The following is a 15,503-nucleotide window of genomic DNA, read 5'->3' as shown; positions in this document are numbered from 1 at the left end:
GTGTCCCCTTATTCCTTAAAGCAGGTCGAACAGCGACATTCCAGTGAGCTTGGCATAGGTTTTTTGCGTGGCCTGTATGGCCATCTGGTAATTGGCCAGCTCTAGCGAACCGAGAGAATAATCGAAGCGCGACAATTCACCTTCGATTTTCTCATTGACCAGGGAAATATCCGCCTGGCTGTTGGCAAGCAGAGTCAGCGTGTTTTGCCGGCCACCGAGTTCGGTGACATTCATCAGTAGAGCATCATGGCTGCTATCCAGCGCCACGATTGCGTCGGTAATGCTGGTGCGAACTACCGCTGGATCGAGCGTGGCATCCTTCATGGAAGCCACGGCCTCGTGCAGCTTGTTGAGCAGATCCACATTGGTGCCCAACACCGTTTCGGCGGTGACATTATCATCGAGCAGCACGCCATTGGCCACGGCGACCTTGCGGGTGTCGTTGTTACCGCCCAACGTATAAACGGTGCCATCGAACTTCACAGCCTCCTGGTTGGTGGCGGTGCCGGAAAACAAAAAGCGTCCTTCCTCGTCGCGCGAGTTGAAATAGCTGTAAATGGTTTCTTCCAAGCTTTCCAGCTCGCCGGCCATGCTCTCCAGTGCAGCCTGGTCATTGGTGCCGTTGGCTGCCCAGAGCAACAAGTCGCGCACGCTAAGTATGGTGTCGGATGCCGCAGTGAGGTTGGTCTCGGCCGCCGACAGGCGCCCGGACAGGTTGGCTATATTGGTCTGGTATTGGGCCAGACTGGACTCTTCCCGGGCGATGCGCAGCAACCGCACGCTGGAAATCGGGTCATCCGATGGCAGGATGATACGGTCGCCTGTGGCCATCTGCTGCATCAGCTTGCCGGTTTTCGCTGCGTTGTTGCTCAGCGAGCCATGCATGATGGCGTTGATCTGGGCGTTGGTGATGCGCATATCGCTATCCTTCGTTAAATCGTCGGGGCCGGCAGCACGCCGGCGCGCAGTCGTCAGAATACGGCCAGCATGCTGTCGAACAGGTCGCGGGCGGTGCTGATGACTTTCAGGTTGGCCTGATAGGCCTGCTGGAAATTCATCAAATTCACACCTTCCTCATCGAGGCTCACCGCGCTGATACTGTCGCGCTGGGCCTGGACCTGAGCCAGCACCGACGTGGCGGTTTCCAGGTCCGCCTGACCCTGGCGACTCTGACTGGCCACTTTACCCAGCAGAGAGGCATAGGCATCGTTGAGAGTGCTGGTGTTGCCATCAACGGTCACAGTGGCGTTTTTAAGCTGGATCAGCTCCAGCAACGTCTCGTTGTTACCCTGCGCGGCGTTGGCACCGGAAGCGGAGAAGGCCAGCTCCCTGGGGGACAAGCTGGCGACCGTCAGCACTTGCGAAATGCTGGTGGGGTCATACACGAACAGCGGCTTGCCGGGATTACCATCCAGATCCGTACCGCTGGCCAGGACAGTGTTGAACTGAGTCGCCAGTTCACCGGCCATCTGGTTGATGCTGCCCTGAATAGAGCGCAGTGAATTGTATTCAGCGTCGTGCAACCCACCCAGCTTGCCGCCCCAGCCATCGCGAGCCATAGGAAACTCGGTGCCGGCGAAGGACAGCTTGAAATCCTGCTCGTTATCGGCTCCGGCGCTTAGGCTGACGGTTGCAGCGGTGGCTCCAGCCACCAGCGGCTGTCCGTTAGCCAAGGAAACACTGAAACTGCCATCAGCGGCTTCGCCCACACGGATATCGGCCAGTTCGGCCAAGCTCTGTACCAGGCTGTCGCGCTGATCGCGTAGGGCCTTGCTGTCACCGTTGGTGGCATCGGCGTAACCAATGCGCTTGTTCAACTCGGCAATGTTGCCGGTCAGACCATTTAACTCGGTGACCATCGCCTCGCGTTGGCCGCGTACGGCCTTCAGCTGCAGCTCGATATTGTTACTCAGGCCGTTAAAGCGTTGGGTCAGAGCCCCAGCTTCATTGAGTATCTGCTGACGAAGGGCAATGGAATCAGGCGTTGAAGTCGTGGCGTTAAGCGCCGCATAAAGGTCGTCCAGGCCGCCGCTGATATTCGAGCCTTCGCTGGCCATCATCTGCTCCAGCGCAACCAGATACTGCTGACGACTTGAGTTGATCCCCTGCTCGCTGGTCGAACGCCACAGCTGACGATTAACGTAATCGTCGGCAATACGCCGAATCGTCGTTATTTCTACCCCACGACCGCCACTCAAGGTGGTATGCCCGGAAAGAGACATCTGCTCGGTACGCAGGCGGCTGAAGCCCGGGGTATTGACGTTGGCGACGTTCTGGCTGGTGGTGGTCAAGGCAGTCTGCGAGGCGCGTACGCCGCTCATGCCAATCTGGCTCATAAGACTCACGAGCGATTCTCCTTGGTGTCAGGACGAATCGGCTGGGCAAAAGCCGCCGACAGCGCTTGATGAGGGGGCGTGGAGGTATTCGACGCCAGTTGCTGATTCAAGGCGACCGTTTCGCCTGCCGGCTTAAATGCCGCATGCGATTGCGCCCAGCTACCGGTCAGCGGCGCTTGCAACGCCTGGCTGGGCAGCGCGGCCACCGGCTCGCCGCCCAGTTGCTCGACCAGCATGTCGGCGATGCCGGTGTTGCGCTGGCCGGCCAGTTTTTCGGCGAGCACGTCGTCGTAAAAGTCGCGCATGGTGTCCAACTCGCGACTGCGCATCGAGCTGCCTTCGGACAGCACATCGCTGGCCTTGCGCATCTGTTTGAGGATCTGTTGCAGGAACATCGCTTCGAACTGCTCGGCGGCGGCCTGCAACTGGTCGTTGCGCGAGATGCCGGTGTGCTCCGGGGCGTTGCGCCAGGACTGCAGCGTATTCGGAAGGTTGAGAATACTCATGGTCAGATCACAATCAGTTCGGCGTTGAGGGCGCCAGCGCGCTCCAGGGCCTGGAGAATGCTCATTACGTCATCCGGCGTGGCGCCCAGGCTGTTCACGGTATTGATAATGCTTTCCAGATTGGCGCCTTCCGGCCAGCGGAACATGGCGTTGCGGTCCTGGGTGACTTCCAGCTCCGAACGGGGCACCACGGCCGTCTGGCCCTGGCTGAACGGCGCGGGCTGGCTGACCTGCGGGTTTTCGCTGATGGTCACGGTCAGGTTGCCGTGGGACACGGCCGCGGCCTTGACGCGTACGCCCTCGCCAATCACCACGGTGCCGGTGCGGCTGTTGAACACCACCTTGGGTCGCTCGCGACCCTCGCGCACATCCACCATTTCCAGCATGGCCATGAAGCTCATACGCTGGGTGCTGGTGACCGGTGCGCGCACCGACACTTTGGTGGCGTTCAGCGCCGTCGCCGTGCCGGGACCGATGCGCTCATTGATCGCATCCACCACACGGGTGACGGTCTGGAAGCTGGGGTTGCGCAAATTGAGCATGATGTCCGGGCGCTTGGCGAAATCGCTGGGGATCATGCGCTCGACAGTAGCGCCGTTGGCGATCCGGCCCGTGGTCGCGCTGTTGATCGACACGCTGGAGCCGCTGCTGCCTTCAGCCTTCAGGCCGCCCACCACCAGGCTGCCTTGGGCCAGGGCGTAGATTTCGCCGTCCACGCCATGCAGTGGGGTGAGCAGCAGCTGGCCGCCGCGCAAACTCTTGGCATCGCCCAATGACGACACCGTGACGTCAATGCTCTGCCCTGGGCTGTAGGACGGTGGCACGCTGGCGGTGACCGTCACCGAGGCGACGTTCTTCAGTTTGGGATCGACGTTGGCCGGCAGGTTGACGCCGAACTGCTTGACCAGGTTGGCCATCGCCTGGTTGGTGAAACGTACCTGGTTCTTGTCACCCGAGCCATCCAGGCCGACCACCAGGCCATAGCCGATCAATTGGTTGTCGCGGATGCCTTCGACATCCACCAGGTCCATCAGCGGCACGGCCCGGGCGCAGGGCAGGGCCAGCAGCAACAGAAGGGGGAGAAGCTTGCGCATGTCAGTATCCGCTTAGAAGGGGAACCAGGGGCTGGTAAAGAAGCGCGTCAGCCAGCCGGCCGAGTTGCTGTCGTTGAGCACGCCGCGCCCGGCATAAGAGATCCGCGCATCGGCGATGCTCTGCGAGGACACCTGGTTGAAGCGGTTGATATCGTCGGGACGTACCAGACCGCTCAGGCGGATGAATTCATCGCCCTGGTTGAGGCGCAACGACTTCTCGCCGCGCACAAGCAGCACGCCACTGGGCAGCACCTTGTGCACGGTGACCGCGATGGAGCCGAGCAGGGTGTTCTGCTGCGAGCTTTTCGCCGAACCGGAGAAGTCGCGCTGGGCATCGGCGGACGCCCCGAGGCGGTCGTACTCGCGACCGAAGACATTGGGCACGCCGATACCGATGGAGGACTCTTTGCCAAAGCTGGTACCGGCGCTCTTGCTCGATTGGGTCGATTCGTTGAGCACCACAGTGAGGATGTCGCCAACCCGGAAAGCGCGGTTGTCGTTGATCAACGAGCTGCCAAAGCCCCGGTACAACCCTCCCGCCACCGTCGTCGACTGCTCGTAGTCCAGTTCCGGCGGAGCATAATCGGTGGTATCGGCGTCTTCGCGCAGCTCGTGGAAGCTGGCGCACCCACCGAGCATTAGCACAGCAATCCACAGACAAAGCGTGCGCATCATGGTCATCAAACGGTCTGGTTGAGGAATTGCTGCATGCCGGAGCTGGCGTCGAGCACCTTGGCGTTGGCCTCGTAGGCGCGCTGGATGGCGATCATCTGCACCATGGCCTCGACCACCTGCACGTTGGAACCTTCCAGCACGCGCTGCTTGAGTTGTCCAAGGCCATCCTCACCCGCAGTACCCTCAACCGGTTCGCCACTGGCCACGGTTTCGCGGTACAGGTTGCCGCCCAGGGCCTCCAGACCAGCCGGGTTGAGGAAGTTGACCAACTGGATCTGACCCAGGTCTTCGGTCACCCCTTGGGCATTGACCACGGTCACGGTGCCGTCGCTGCCCACAGTGAAACCGCTGCTGCCTTCCGGCACGAGAATCTCATCGGCCAGCGGCAGCCCCTGGGAATTGACCATCATGCCTTCGGCATTAAGCTGGAACTGGCCGTTCTCGGTGTAATAGTCCTCGCCATTGGGGCCTTGCACACGAAAGAAGCCCTGGCCGATGATCGCCAGGTCCATCGGCTGGCCAGTAGTCTGGATGTTGCCTTCGGTAAAGACCTTCTGGGTACCGACCACGCGCACGCCATTGCCCATCTGCAGGCCGGACGGCACGGTGTTGACCTGATCGGCCTGGGCGCCGGGCTGCACCTCGATGGCGTAAAACAGGTCCTCGAATACTGCGCGGTCGCTCTTGAAGCCGACGGTATTCACGTTGGCCAGGTTGTTGGCCACGGTGGTCATTGCCATATCCTGGGCGACCAGACCGGTCTTGCTGACCCAAAGTGCCGAACTCATCGGTTAATCCTCTTTTCAGTGCCTGCCCCTGGCAATGCCAGGGGCGGATAATAGTGATTGCTTCGGCGCAGTGCTCTTGGGGTGGGGCCGAATTTACTTCGGCTGCGAAGTCACAACATGACCCGATCACCACCCGAACACCGCTGCCGATATGAAATCGGCCCCACACACTTAGCGCGCCCTTGCAACGCAACGGCTTCGTTTTGCTTAGCCGCGAATCAGCCGATTGCCTGCCTCGGAGAGGTTTTCGGCGGCTTTCATCATCTTCACCTGGGTTTCGAACAGGCGGCTCAGGCTCATGGTCGATACCAACTGGTCGATGGACGAGACGTTGCTCGATTCCAGATAACCGCTGGCTAGCGTGATGTCTTCGTTGGCTGCCAAGGGCTGGTTGTCGCGCGGGATCAGTAGCCCTTGGGCATTCTTCATCAGGTCTGCGCCCTGACTGTCGACCAGGCGGATACGGCCCACCTCGACCATCAGGAAATCGCCACGCGGCACCACCGACACCGTGCCGTCTGTGCCGATATGCAGTTGATCGTACTCCGGCAGCACCAGCGGGCCATCCTCACCCAGCAGCAGGCGACCACCGACAGTCAGTTGCCCTTCGGCGTCTACCTGCAAGCTGCCGTTGCGGGTATACGCCTCGGCGCCGGCGCCATTTTGCACGGTCAGCAGGCCTTGGCCCTTGACCGCCACGTCCAGCGCCCGGCCGGTGAAATTCACCGGGCCCGGGGTAAGGTCGACGCCGTTGTTCTCCACCCGCGCCATATGACGGCTGTCGTAACCGTAGCCTTCCACCTCGACGGCGGCGGCACGTTCCATGTCGGCGCGAAAGCCGGCGGTGTTCACGTTCGCCAGGTTGTTGGCGTGAATCTGCAGTGCCTGCATGCTGCGATTGGCCGCAGTCATCGCGGTATAACCCAAACGATCCATGGATGATTCCGCCTTACATCGCGCTGAACAGGATCTGGTCGAGATCCTTCTGGGTGGAGATCACCTTGGTGTTGGCCTGGTAGTTGCGCTGGCCCTGCATCAAGGTCACCAGTTCCTCAGTCAGGTCGACGTTGGAGTTTTCCAGGGTCCCGGCGTTGATCTTGCCGAACTGGGCAACGCCCGCAGTGCCGATCAGCGCAGCGCCGGAGTCGATGGTTTCCACCCAGGAGGTGCCGCTGACGTTCTTCAGCCCTTCGGCGTTGATAAAGCTGGCCAGCACGACCTGGCCCTGCTGCTGGCTCTGGCCGTTGCTGTAGTTGACGAACACATTGCCCTTGCTGTCGATGCCCACGCCGGTCTGTTCACCGGAGGTGTAGCCCGATGCCAGGTTGGTGGAGACACCGAAGTCGGTGCCATACTGGCTGGTGCCGGTGTAGTCGATAACGATTTCCAAGGGAGTAGCGCCGGGAGGCGTAATACCGTCAAGGGTTACAGCCCCACCCGTATCAAGGCTGCCGTCCGTATTAAAGGTTATCGCCTGCGAAGCCGGAGTCATCGCAGCTCCATTGAGGTAGTAATGAGCGTCCCATGTATTGGCCCCAGTATTAACAAAGTACTGGGTCAGGGTATGCTCCTTACCCAACGAGTCGTACACCTTGGTTGTATAGGTGTGGTTGTACCCATTGGGATCGCCTGGATTAGCCGGATCGAAGGCCACTGCTGGTGGAACCTCGTTTGCATCCAAGTTGGCGACGAACTCCAAGCTGTCGGTCGCCTTGGCCGGCAGAGTGGATGCCTTGATGCGCAGATCGCCCAAGCTACCCGTCAGCAGGTTGCCGTCGGCGTCGGTGGGGTAGCCCTGCAGCTTTTGCCCGGCGGCATTGACGATGTAGTTGGCCGCATCAGTGCCGAATACCCCGGCACGGGTGTACTGAGTCTCGCCACTGGTGCCCTTGACCACGAAGAAGCCGCCACCGGAGATGGCCATATCCAGGGTACGGCCGGTGTTCACCAGCGCGCCGCCGAGGCTGATGCTCTGGGTGTTGCCGAGTACCTCCACGCCCATGGCCTGGGTGTCGGCATAGACGCTGCCAAACTCGGTGCGCGAGGACTTGAAGCCGGTGGTGCCGGTATTGGCGATGTTGTTACTGACAGTATTCAGTTGTTCGGTGACGGCGTTGAGGCCGGTCAGGGCAATGTTGAAGCTCATGACGATCTTTCCTCGGAATAGGATCAGGCTCAGCTGCGCTGGCCGAACTCGACGATGTTGTAGAACGGCACGCTGCCGGCGCCGGCGATGTTGAGGACCGGCCCGGTGTTGCTGACGCGCACATCCTTGACCAGGCCGTTGACCTCGACGGTCAGGCGCTGATCGTCGGCGTTGAATGCCTGAATGCTGTATTGGCCGGGCTTGAGGCCCAGCGCCACAGGATCGACGGTATAGGCGACCTTGCCGGCAGCCTGCTCACCCAGCTGAATGACGGTTTCAGTGCCATTGGAGTCGGTCAGCAGCAGGCTGGTCTTGCCCGAGTAGTTATCCAGAGTGAACTGACCGTTGACCGGCTGATCATTCAGCTCGAGGCTCTCTACGTTCACCGACACTTCCTGACCTACCAGTCCCGCAGCAGTCAGGGTCTGCAGATTGTCGGCCAGCACCAGGCTGCTCTGCTGCAGGGTGGCCATGTTCTCCATGCTCTTGACCTGCGACATGCTGGCGTACTGCTGGAGGAACTGGCTGCTGTCCACCGGGTTGGTCGGATCCTGGTTCTGGATCTGCGCAACCATCAGAGAGATGAAGTTGTTCTCCATCACGCCCAATTCGCTGAGGTCCACTGCTGCACTGGGCAGCGCGTTTTCATTGGTCAGCGCGCTACTGCGCGAGTAGTTGATCGAATCAACGCTCATCAGGCTTCTCCGAGACGCAGCAGACCCTGCTGCATGCTTTTGAGGCGATTGAGGACTTCGACGCTGGTCTCGAAGCTGCGGGTCGCCGACATCATGTCGGTCATTTCCTCGATCTGATTGACCGCCGGGTAAAAGACGTAGCCATCGGCGCCCGCCAAGGGGTTGCCGGGCTCGTAACGCTTCACCGCCTCACGCTGGTCGGCGACCACATCGAGCACCTGTACATGGGCACCGCCCATGCCGACGCCTCGCGTCAGCTCATCGTTGTTGTACACGGCGGCGAACAGTGGCCGGCGCGCCTGATAGACATCCTCGGCGGACGTGGCCGCCGAATCGATGTTGGCCAGGTTACTGGCCACGGTGTTCAGGCGTACCGTCTGGGCATTCATCGCTGAGCCGGCGATGCGGTAAATGGATTCAAAGGCCATCGTCAACGTCCTTCAATGGCCTGCTTGAGGCCGCGAAATTTCATGGTTAGGAAGGTCAGGCTGGTCTGGAAGTCCATGGCGTTACGCGAGAACTCGGCCTGTTCGACACCCAGCTCCACGGTATTGCCATCCAGAGACGCCTGGAACGGCACCCGGTACTGCAACGGCGAAGCGAGGCTGGACTGAGACAGTTCGGCACTGCTTTCCAGGCGGCTCATTTCCCGGGCGAAGTCAATATCGCGGGCTTGAAAGCCCGGGGTGTCTACGTTGGCCAGGTTGGCGGCAATAATTTCGCTGCGCTGCATGCGCACTTCGAGCGCATGGGCATGCAGCCCAACCACGTCATCAATCCGTATACTCATGCTTCCCCCAAAAAACCGTCACTGGGGAGTGGACAGCAGCTTTCATGCCATTCCGCTATCATTTAGCAGGTAATTGATTTTGTTAGGCTTTATCAGCGTTACAGACGATCGTCGGGGACGCGGATTTCCGTCTTTGACGGCAAAAGGACGCCGCAGCGGAAGTGTTGCTTCCGCCTGCCTGGTCATGTTGCTTGCTTCGCAAAGCCAGGCTGGCGGCGTCAGCGAACAGATTGATCAGGCGCTGCGCAATCATTTACAGCCGCTCCTGCATCACGAGATCCGCCAGCATGGCTGGCAGCAGCCACGCCTGCATCTGGACAACACACTGCCCAGCAGCACGCAAAAATTGCCGGTCTGTACGCAGGACTTACAGGTCAATAACCTGTCACCCCGCCCGGCACTCCTCAGTCGGCAACGCTACCGAATCGAGTGCGCCGCGCCCGCCTGGAGCGTGAACGTGACCAGCCAGGCCGACATCAGCGTACGGCTGCTGGTCGCCCGCCATACTCTGGAACGCGACCAGTCGCTCAGCGCCGACGATGTACTCGCCCGCCGGCAAAGTGTCAGCAAGAATCGCCAAGGGTTCTATGGTCGAGTTGCCGACATCGAAGGCCTCAGCGCCAAGCGGCGTATTCGCACCGGCCAGGTACTCAGCCCGCGGTTGCTCGGCGCGCCCTTGCTGGTGCGGCGTGGCCAGATGGTAACCATTGTCGCCACCCATGACGGCATCGAAGCCGCGACGCAAGGCGAGGCCTTGAGCAACGGCAGCGCCGGTGACCTCATCAGGGTGCGTAATCAGAGCAGCGAAAAAATCATCGAGACGCAAGTGACGGGCGAAGGCGTAGTGACTAGCACGTTCCGCTAAGGAAGCGCTGTATAAGTCGTTACTTCCGCGAAGGCGGGAATCCAGAAGGCCAGGTCGATCACTCCCACGCTCCGCGTGGGAATGCAGCCCGAGGCGCTGTGCGCCTCAGAAGGGACGCGGAGCGTCCCGTGTTCGGTTCGGCTGTGTCTGCGTTAAACGTTGCTAGCCCAAGGGCGGGCGCAACGCCTGCGCCGCGCCTTCCACTCGGCGCTGCATGACGCGATTTTGTAGGGGCGAATTCATTCGCCTGGCGCATGACCTTCAGCCCACGCATCCGCTGCGACATGCACAAAGGCATCAGCCGCGTAGTTCGTCGCATCCCCGCAGGTGCCGGAACGCTCGATGCCAGGCGAATGAATTCGCCCCTACCGGAACCTGTGCCGGGCACGGCTTTTCGGTGTGGGAGTCGCGCCCTCGCCGCGAATGCGGGCTGCCCGGTGATCTCCGTGTTTCTTTCCCCAATATCCAGCAACGGGCGAGGCCGCCGTACGTTTGTGCGGGGCCAAATAGCACCCTACCCGCACAAATAGGTGCCAGTACCCACCGCCACTAGCACGCCGTCTTCGTTATGCAACTCGCTGCGTACCACCGCAACCTTGTTACCCGCGCGCAGCGGCACGGCATGAGCGGTAAAAAGCTGGCCGCGGCCGGGGCGCAGGTAATCGATACGCAGGTCGATGGTGCCCAAGCGCGACAGCCGCGCCATGCGTTCTTGCGCCGGCAGGCCGGCGTGGCGCTCGCAGGCACCGATCAACGCCATGGCACCGCCGGCCACGTCCAGTAAGGTGGCGATCACCCCGCCGTGCAGGATGCCCTGCACGAAATTACCAATTAGCTCGGGGCGCATCGGCAGGTGCATGGTCACCCGCGCTGACGACAACTCGTCAATTTCGATGCCCAGGACCTGATTGAACGGAATGCGCGCGAAAAAATGGCCGATGGCCTCGCGCAGTTCGGGTGTGAGTTCACAGGATGGACTGATCATGGGCGGCTCCGACAGTAGGCCGCCACGTTCACCTAACGGCTCGCGACTGAAAAGAGGCGCGGCAGAGCAAGCCGGCAGTTTGTCCGGAATGGCCTGCAGCTGACGGCCCTCGCAAGGGCCGTCGCTCTTCAGACGCAGCGTTCACCATCAACCTTCGCTGAGCTCCAGGACCCGATCCACCAGCTTGTTGATACCGGACGCAGCCTGGCTAATCGATTCGGCCAACATGTAGGCCGGTGTGGTGACCAGCTTGCGTTGCTCGTCGACGATGATGTCCTCGACCGGACAATCCTGGTGCTCGGCGCCCATCTGGCCCAGCGCTGTGGCCGTATCCGCATCGGTACCAATGGTGCAAACCACCCCAGCGCCATAGATCTTTGCCGCCATGGCCGGAGCGATGCAGATCAGTCCCACCGGTTTGCCCGCGCTGGCGAAGCCCTGGGCAACTCTCAGCACCTCAGGATTCACCGTGCACTGCGCACCGCTGACGGCAAAATCGCTGAGGTTCTTCGCCGCGCCGAAGCCGCCCGGCACAATCAGGGCATCGAAGTCATCAATCTTGGCTTCGCGCAGATCTTTGATCTTGCCGCGAGCAATGCGTGCGGATTCCACCAGGACGTTGCGGCTTTCGGACATTTCGTCGCCGCTGAGATGATCGACGACATGCAACTGCGCAATATTCGGTGCGAAGCACTGTACCTGGGCGCCACGCTGATCAAGGCGCAGCAGGGTGAGTACGCTTTCATGGATCTCGGCGCCATCATAAACACCGCAGCCAGACAGAATCACAGCGACTTTCTTGTGCATGTTTTCGTTCTCCAGGAAAGAGTAAGGGCCTTGGACATGCTACCTGCTACTTACCGGGTGCACGAGGTCTGGGTGTCAGGCCATACCGCGCAACAAACCGTGGAGGCCCGACGTTGGGCCGAAGCTTTTTGCCGAGCACAGCCGCATGTCCAGCCATGCCACCGCCTTCGCAGCGTGATTGCCCCCACACCCGCCTGTGCAAGGTCCACTTCGTGTCCTACCGCTGTTGATCTGCGTCAAACGGTCATTCGGCTGCCGTTTGCCAGCGACCCTGACCCTAGCCAACAATGGTCATCTGGCGCGTTCGGTGCAATTCCCCACGGACGCCGTGGCGTCATCAAGCAGTCATAATGACGCCTTATAACTGTCACACTTGCGCCACACGCCTGGCGCCCTGGAGTCTGCCGTGAGCTTTACCCCCGCCAATCGCCTGTTCCCCTCCACCCGCCTGCGGCGCAACCGCAAGGATGACTTTTCCCGTCGTCTGGTGCGCGAGAATGTACTGACCGTCGATGACCTGATCTTGCCGGTGTTCGTGTTGGATGGCGAAAATCAGCGTGAGGCCGTAACGTCGATGCCCGGCGTCGAGCGGCTGTCCATCGATCTGCTGCTCCAGGAAGCGGAGACCTGGGTCGAACTGGGCATCCCGGCGCTGGCACTGTTCCCGGTCACGCCCGTGGAGAAAAAATCCCTCGACGCCGCTGAAGCCTGGAACCCGGACGGCATTGCCCAGCGTGCCACCCGCGCCCTGCGCGAACGTTTCCCGGAGCTGGGCATCATCACCGACGTGGCTCTGGACCCGTTCACCACCCATGGTCAGGACGGCATCCTCGATGAGAACGGTTATGTGCAGAACGACGTGACCGTCGATGCACTGGTCAAGCAGGCATTGTCCCATGCCGCTGCTGGCGCCCAGGTCGTTGCGCCGTCAGACATGATGGACGGACGCATCCAGGCAATCCGCGAGGCGCTGGAACTGGCCGACCATTCCAATGTCCGCATCATGGCCTACTCGGCCAAGTACGCCAGCGCCTACTACGGCCCGTTCCGCGATGCAGTGGGCTCGGCCGCCAACCTGGGCAAGAGCAGCAAGAACACCTATCAGATGGACCCGGCCAACGGCGACGAAGCCCTGCATGAAGTGGCGGCAGATTTGGCCGAAGGCGCCGACATGGTGATGGTCAAGCCCGGCCAGGCGTATCTGGATATCGTCTGGCGGGTGAAGGAAACCTTCAAGACGCCGACCTTCGCCTACCAAGTGAGCGGCGAGTACGCCATGCACATGGCAGCTATCCAGAACGGCTGGTTGAGCGAGGCGGTCATTCTCGAATCTTTGGTCGGCTTCAAGCGTGCCGGTGCCGATGGCATCCTCACCTACTTTGCAGTCCGCGCCGCGCAGTTGTTGAAACCCTGATAACAGCAGTAACACAGGAACCTAAATGAGCAGCGAAGGACTCACCGACAGCATCCCACTCGACACAGCCTCCGCGGTGATGGTCGAAACGGTCACGATCACCGACAACCTGCCGGCCGTGGTCGAGGCGCCGCCGGTGATTCCCAATCTGGACGACAGCAGCCTGTACATCCACCGAGAGCTGTCACAGTTGCAATTCAACATCCGCGTGCTGGAACAGGCGCTGGATGAATCCACGCCGCTGCTTGAACGTCTGAAATTCCTGCTGATCTTCTCCAGCAACCTCGACGAGTTTTTCGAGATCCGCGTCGCCGGGCTGAAGAAGCAGATCACCTTTGCCCGCGAACTGGCCGGTGCCGATGGACTGCAACCCCATCAGGCACTGGCGCTCATTGCGGAAGTGGTACACGGGCAAGTCGAGCGGCAATACGCGATTCTCAACGATGTGCTGCTTCCCGAGCTGGCCAAGCAGCAGGTGCGTTTCATTCGCCGCCGGCACTGGACGCCCAAGATCAAAACCTGGGTGCGGCGTTATTTTCGCAACGAGATTGCGCCTATCATCACGCCGATTGGCCTGGATCCCACCCATCCGTTTCCGCTGCTGGTCAACAAGAGCCTGAACTTCATCGTCGAGCTGGAGGGCATCGATGCCTTCGGCCGCGACTCAGGCCTGGCGATCCTGCCGGCGCCGCGCATGCTGCCACGGGTGATCCGCATTCCTGAAGAGGTGGGCGGCGCGGGTGACAATTTCGTGTTCCTCTCCTCTATGATCCATGCCCATGCCGACGATCTGTTCCACGGCATGAGCGTCAAGGGCTGCTACCAGTTTCGCCTGACCCGCAACGCCGACCTGTCGGTGGATGCGGAGGACGTGGAAGACCTGGCCCGCGCCTTGCGCGGCGAACTGTTGTCGCGTCGTTACGGCGATGCGGTGCGCCTGGAAGTGGCCGACACCTGCCCGAGTCATCTGGCCGACTACCTGCTCAAGCAGTTCAACCTGGCGGAAAACGAGCTGTACCGCGTCAACGGCCCGGTCAACCTGACCCGCCTGTTCAGCATCACCTGCCTGGACAGCCAGCCGAACCTGCAGTACACGCCGTTCACCCCAACCATTCCCAAGTTGTTGCAGAACAGCGAGAACATTTTCAGCGTGATCGCCAAGCAGGACATCCTGCTGCTGCATCCTTACGAGTCTTTCACGCCGGTGATCGACCTGCTGCGCCAGGCCGCCAAAGACCCCAACGTGCTGGCGATCAAGCAGACGCTGTACCGCTCGGGAGCCAACTCGGAAATCGTTGACGCACTGGTCGATGCGGCGCGCAGCGGCAAGGAGGTCACCGTGGTGATCGAGTTGCGCGCGCGGTTCGACGAGGAATCCAACCTGCAGTTGGCCAGTCGCCTGCAAGCCGCCGGGGCGGTGGTGATCTATGGCGTGGTCGGCTTCAAGACCCACGCCAAGATGATGCTGATTCTGCGCCGCGAGAACGGCGAACTGCGCCGTTACGCACACCTGGGCACCGGCAACTACCATGCCGGCAATGCCCGCCTGTACACCGACTACAGCCTGCTGACCGCCGACGTGGCGCTCGGCGAGGACGTGTCCAAGCTGTTCAGTCAGTTGATCGGCATGGGCAAGACGCTGCGCATGAAAAAACTGCTGCACGCGCCTTTCACGCTGAAAAAAACTTTGCTGGACCTGATCACGCGCGAAACCCAGAACGCCAGCGAGGGTAAACCCGCGCACATTATCGTCAAGGTCAACTCGCTGACCGATCCGAAGATGATCAAGGCGCTGTACAAGGCCAGCCAGACCGGGGTGAAGATCGACCTGATCGTGCGTGGCATGTGCTGCCTGCGCCCGGGCATTCCTGGGGTGTCGCACAACATTCACGTGCGCTCGATCATCGGTCGCTTCCTGGAACACAGCCGAGTGTATTACTTCCTCAACGGTGGCGAGGAGCTGATCTACCTGGCCAGTGCCGACTGGATGGAGCGCAACCTCGACAAGCGCGTCGAGACTTGCTTCCCGGTAGAAGGTAAAAAGCTCACCCTGCGGGTCAAGAAGGAGCTGGAAACCTACCTCGCCGACAACACCCAGAGCTGGATTCTGCAGTCCGATGGCCGCTACGTGCGCAACAGCCCGACGGGCAATGCCCACCCGCGCAACAGCCAAGCCATTTTGCTGGATCGCCTTGGCACGCCGCTGCTAACAGTACGCTAACCGTCAGGGCGCGACGTAAGTCGCGCCCTTGGCTGGTTAAGCGCGCCTCAGCCCTGGGATGACGTAAAGGCCGCAGCAGCCGGGTTCGATGCCCGGCACATAAAGGGATCCCGCGGCTTGCGCTGCCGGGACTATCCACGACGAGGGTTGGAAACCCGTGATGAAGCCCGCTCGCCGCAGC

Annotated in this window: 16 protein-coding genes; 3 read left to right on the top strand and 13 right to left on the bottom strand. The window is 61.0% G+C overall.

What is annotated here, in order from left to right:
* Window positions 1-15 precede the first annotated feature (15 nt).
* From flgL to flgB, 11 genes are all read right to left on the bottom strand, one after another.
* Window positions 16-918, bottom strand: coding sequence for a flagellar hook-associated protein FlgL (flgL, locus tag H9642_RS06615; RefSeq protein WP_251835630.1), 903 nt, complete (start codon window positions 916-918; stop codon window positions 16-18).
* 53 nt (window positions 919-971) lie between these two features.
* Window positions 972-2,345, bottom strand: a complete 1,374-nt coding sequence (flgK, locus tag H9642_RS06610) for a flagellar hook-associated protein FlgK (protein ID WP_251835629.1) — start codon at window positions 2,343-2,345, stop codon at window positions 972-974.
* Window positions 2,342-2,842: a rod-binding protein gene (locus H9642_RS18425; protein ID WP_433962676.1), complete on the bottom strand. Its 501-nt coding sequence runs from the start codon at window positions 2,840-2,842 to the stop codon at window positions 2,342-2,344. Before H9642_RS18425 ends, flgK begins: the two co-directional genes overlap by 4 nt.
* Window positions 2,843-2,844: 2 nt before the next feature.
* Entirely contained in the window at window positions 2,845-3,936 is a 1,092-nt protein-coding gene (locus tag H9642_RS06600; RefSeq protein WP_251835628.1) for a flagellar basal body P-ring protein FlgI, read from the bottom strand.
* Between the two features lie 12 nt (window positions 3,937-3,948).
* A complete protein-coding gene (gene flgH / locus H9642_RS06595; protein WP_433962681.1) occupies window positions 3,949-4,608 on the bottom strand; it encodes a flagellar basal body L-ring protein FlgH in 660 nt (219 codons plus the stop codon).
* Between the two features lie 8 nt (window positions 4,609-4,616).
* Window positions 4,617-5,399 carry a flagellar basal-body rod protein FlgG gene (gene flgG / locus H9642_RS06590; protein WP_251835627.1) on the bottom strand — a complete coding sequence of 261 codons (783 nt, stop codon included), beginning with the start codon at window positions 5,397-5,399 and terminating at the stop codon, window positions 4,617-4,619.
* Between the two features lie 207 nt (window positions 5,400-5,606).
* Window positions 5,607-6,335 carry a flagellar basal body rod protein FlgF gene (locus tag H9642_RS06585; RefSeq protein WP_251835626.1) on the bottom strand — a complete coding sequence of 243 codons (729 nt, stop codon included), beginning with the start codon at window positions 6,333-6,335 and terminating at the stop codon, window positions 5,607-5,609.
* Between the two features lie 13 nt (window positions 6,336-6,348).
* Window positions 6,349-7,545: a flagellar hook protein FlgE gene (gene flgE, locus H9642_RS06580; RefSeq protein WP_251835625.1), complete on the bottom strand. Its 1,197-nt coding sequence runs from the start codon at window positions 7,543-7,545 to the stop codon at window positions 6,349-6,351.
* Window positions 7,546-7,574: 29 nt separating this feature from the next.
* Window positions 7,575-8,240 carry a flagellar hook capping FlgD N-terminal domain-containing protein gene (locus H9642_RS06575; RefSeq protein WP_251835624.1) on the bottom strand — a complete coding sequence of 222 codons (666 nt, stop codon included), beginning with the start codon at window positions 8,238-8,240 and terminating at the stop codon, window positions 7,575-7,577.
* A complete protein-coding gene (gene flgC / locus H9642_RS06570) occupies window positions 8,240-8,668 on the bottom strand; it encodes a flagellar basal body rod protein FlgC (RefSeq protein ID WP_251835623.1) in 429 nt (142 codons plus the stop codon). Before flgC ends, H9642_RS06575 begins: the two co-directional genes overlap by 1 nt.
* Window positions 8,669-8,670: 2 nt before the next feature.
* Window positions 8,671-9,030, bottom strand: a complete 360-nt coding sequence (gene flgB, locus H9642_RS06565; RefSeq protein WP_251835622.1) for a flagellar basal body rod protein FlgB — start codon at window positions 9,028-9,030, stop codon at window positions 8,671-8,673.
* Window positions 9,031-9,214: 184 nt separating this feature from the next.
* Here flgB and flgA point away from each other — a divergent pair, with 184 nt between their 5' ends.
* Window positions 9,215-9,895 carry a flagellar basal body P-ring formation chaperone FlgA gene (gene flgA / locus H9642_RS06560; protein ID WP_251835621.1) on the top strand — a complete coding sequence of 227 codons (681 nt, stop codon included), beginning with the start codon at window positions 9,215-9,217 and terminating at the stop codon, window positions 9,893-9,895.
* Window positions 9,896-10,409: 514 nt separating this feature from the next.
* Here the strand turns inward: flgA and H9642_RS06555 are convergent.
* Complete coding sequence (locus H9642_RS06555; RefSeq protein WP_251835620.1) at window positions 10,410-10,880, bottom strand: thioesterase family protein; 471 nt, start codon at window positions 10,878-10,880, stop codon at window positions 10,410-10,412.
* A gap of 147 nt (window positions 10,881-11,027) precedes the next feature.
* A complete protein-coding gene (gene elbB, locus H9642_RS06550; protein WP_251835619.1) occupies window positions 11,028-11,687 on the bottom strand; it encodes an isoprenoid biosynthesis glyoxalase ElbB in 660 nt (219 codons plus the stop codon).
* Between the two features lie 406 nt (window positions 11,688-12,093).
* Between elbB and hemB the strand changes: the two genes are divergently transcribed.
* Together hemB and ppk1 are read left to right on the top strand one after the other, a co-directional pair.
* Complete coding sequence (hemB, locus tag H9642_RS06545; RefSeq protein WP_251835618.1) at window positions 12,094-13,101, top strand: porphobilinogen synthase; 1,008 nt, start codon at window positions 12,094-12,096, stop codon at window positions 13,099-13,101.
* A gap of 79 nt (window positions 13,102-13,180) precedes the next feature.
* Window positions 13,181-15,322, top strand: a complete 2,142-nt coding sequence (gene ppk1 / locus H9642_RS06540; protein ID WP_251835822.1) for a polyphosphate kinase 1 — start codon at window positions 13,181-13,183, stop codon at window positions 15,320-15,322.
* The last annotated feature ends 181 nt before the right edge of the window (window positions 15,323-15,503 follow it).

This window comes from Serpens gallinarum, from assembly GCF_014836765.1.
GTDB lineage: Bacteria > Pseudomonadota > Gammaproteobacteria > Pseudomonadales > Pseudomonadaceae > Serpens > Serpens gallinarum.
Note: the sequence above shows the minus strand (reverse complement) of the source record. Positions and strands in the feature narration are given on the sequence as shown.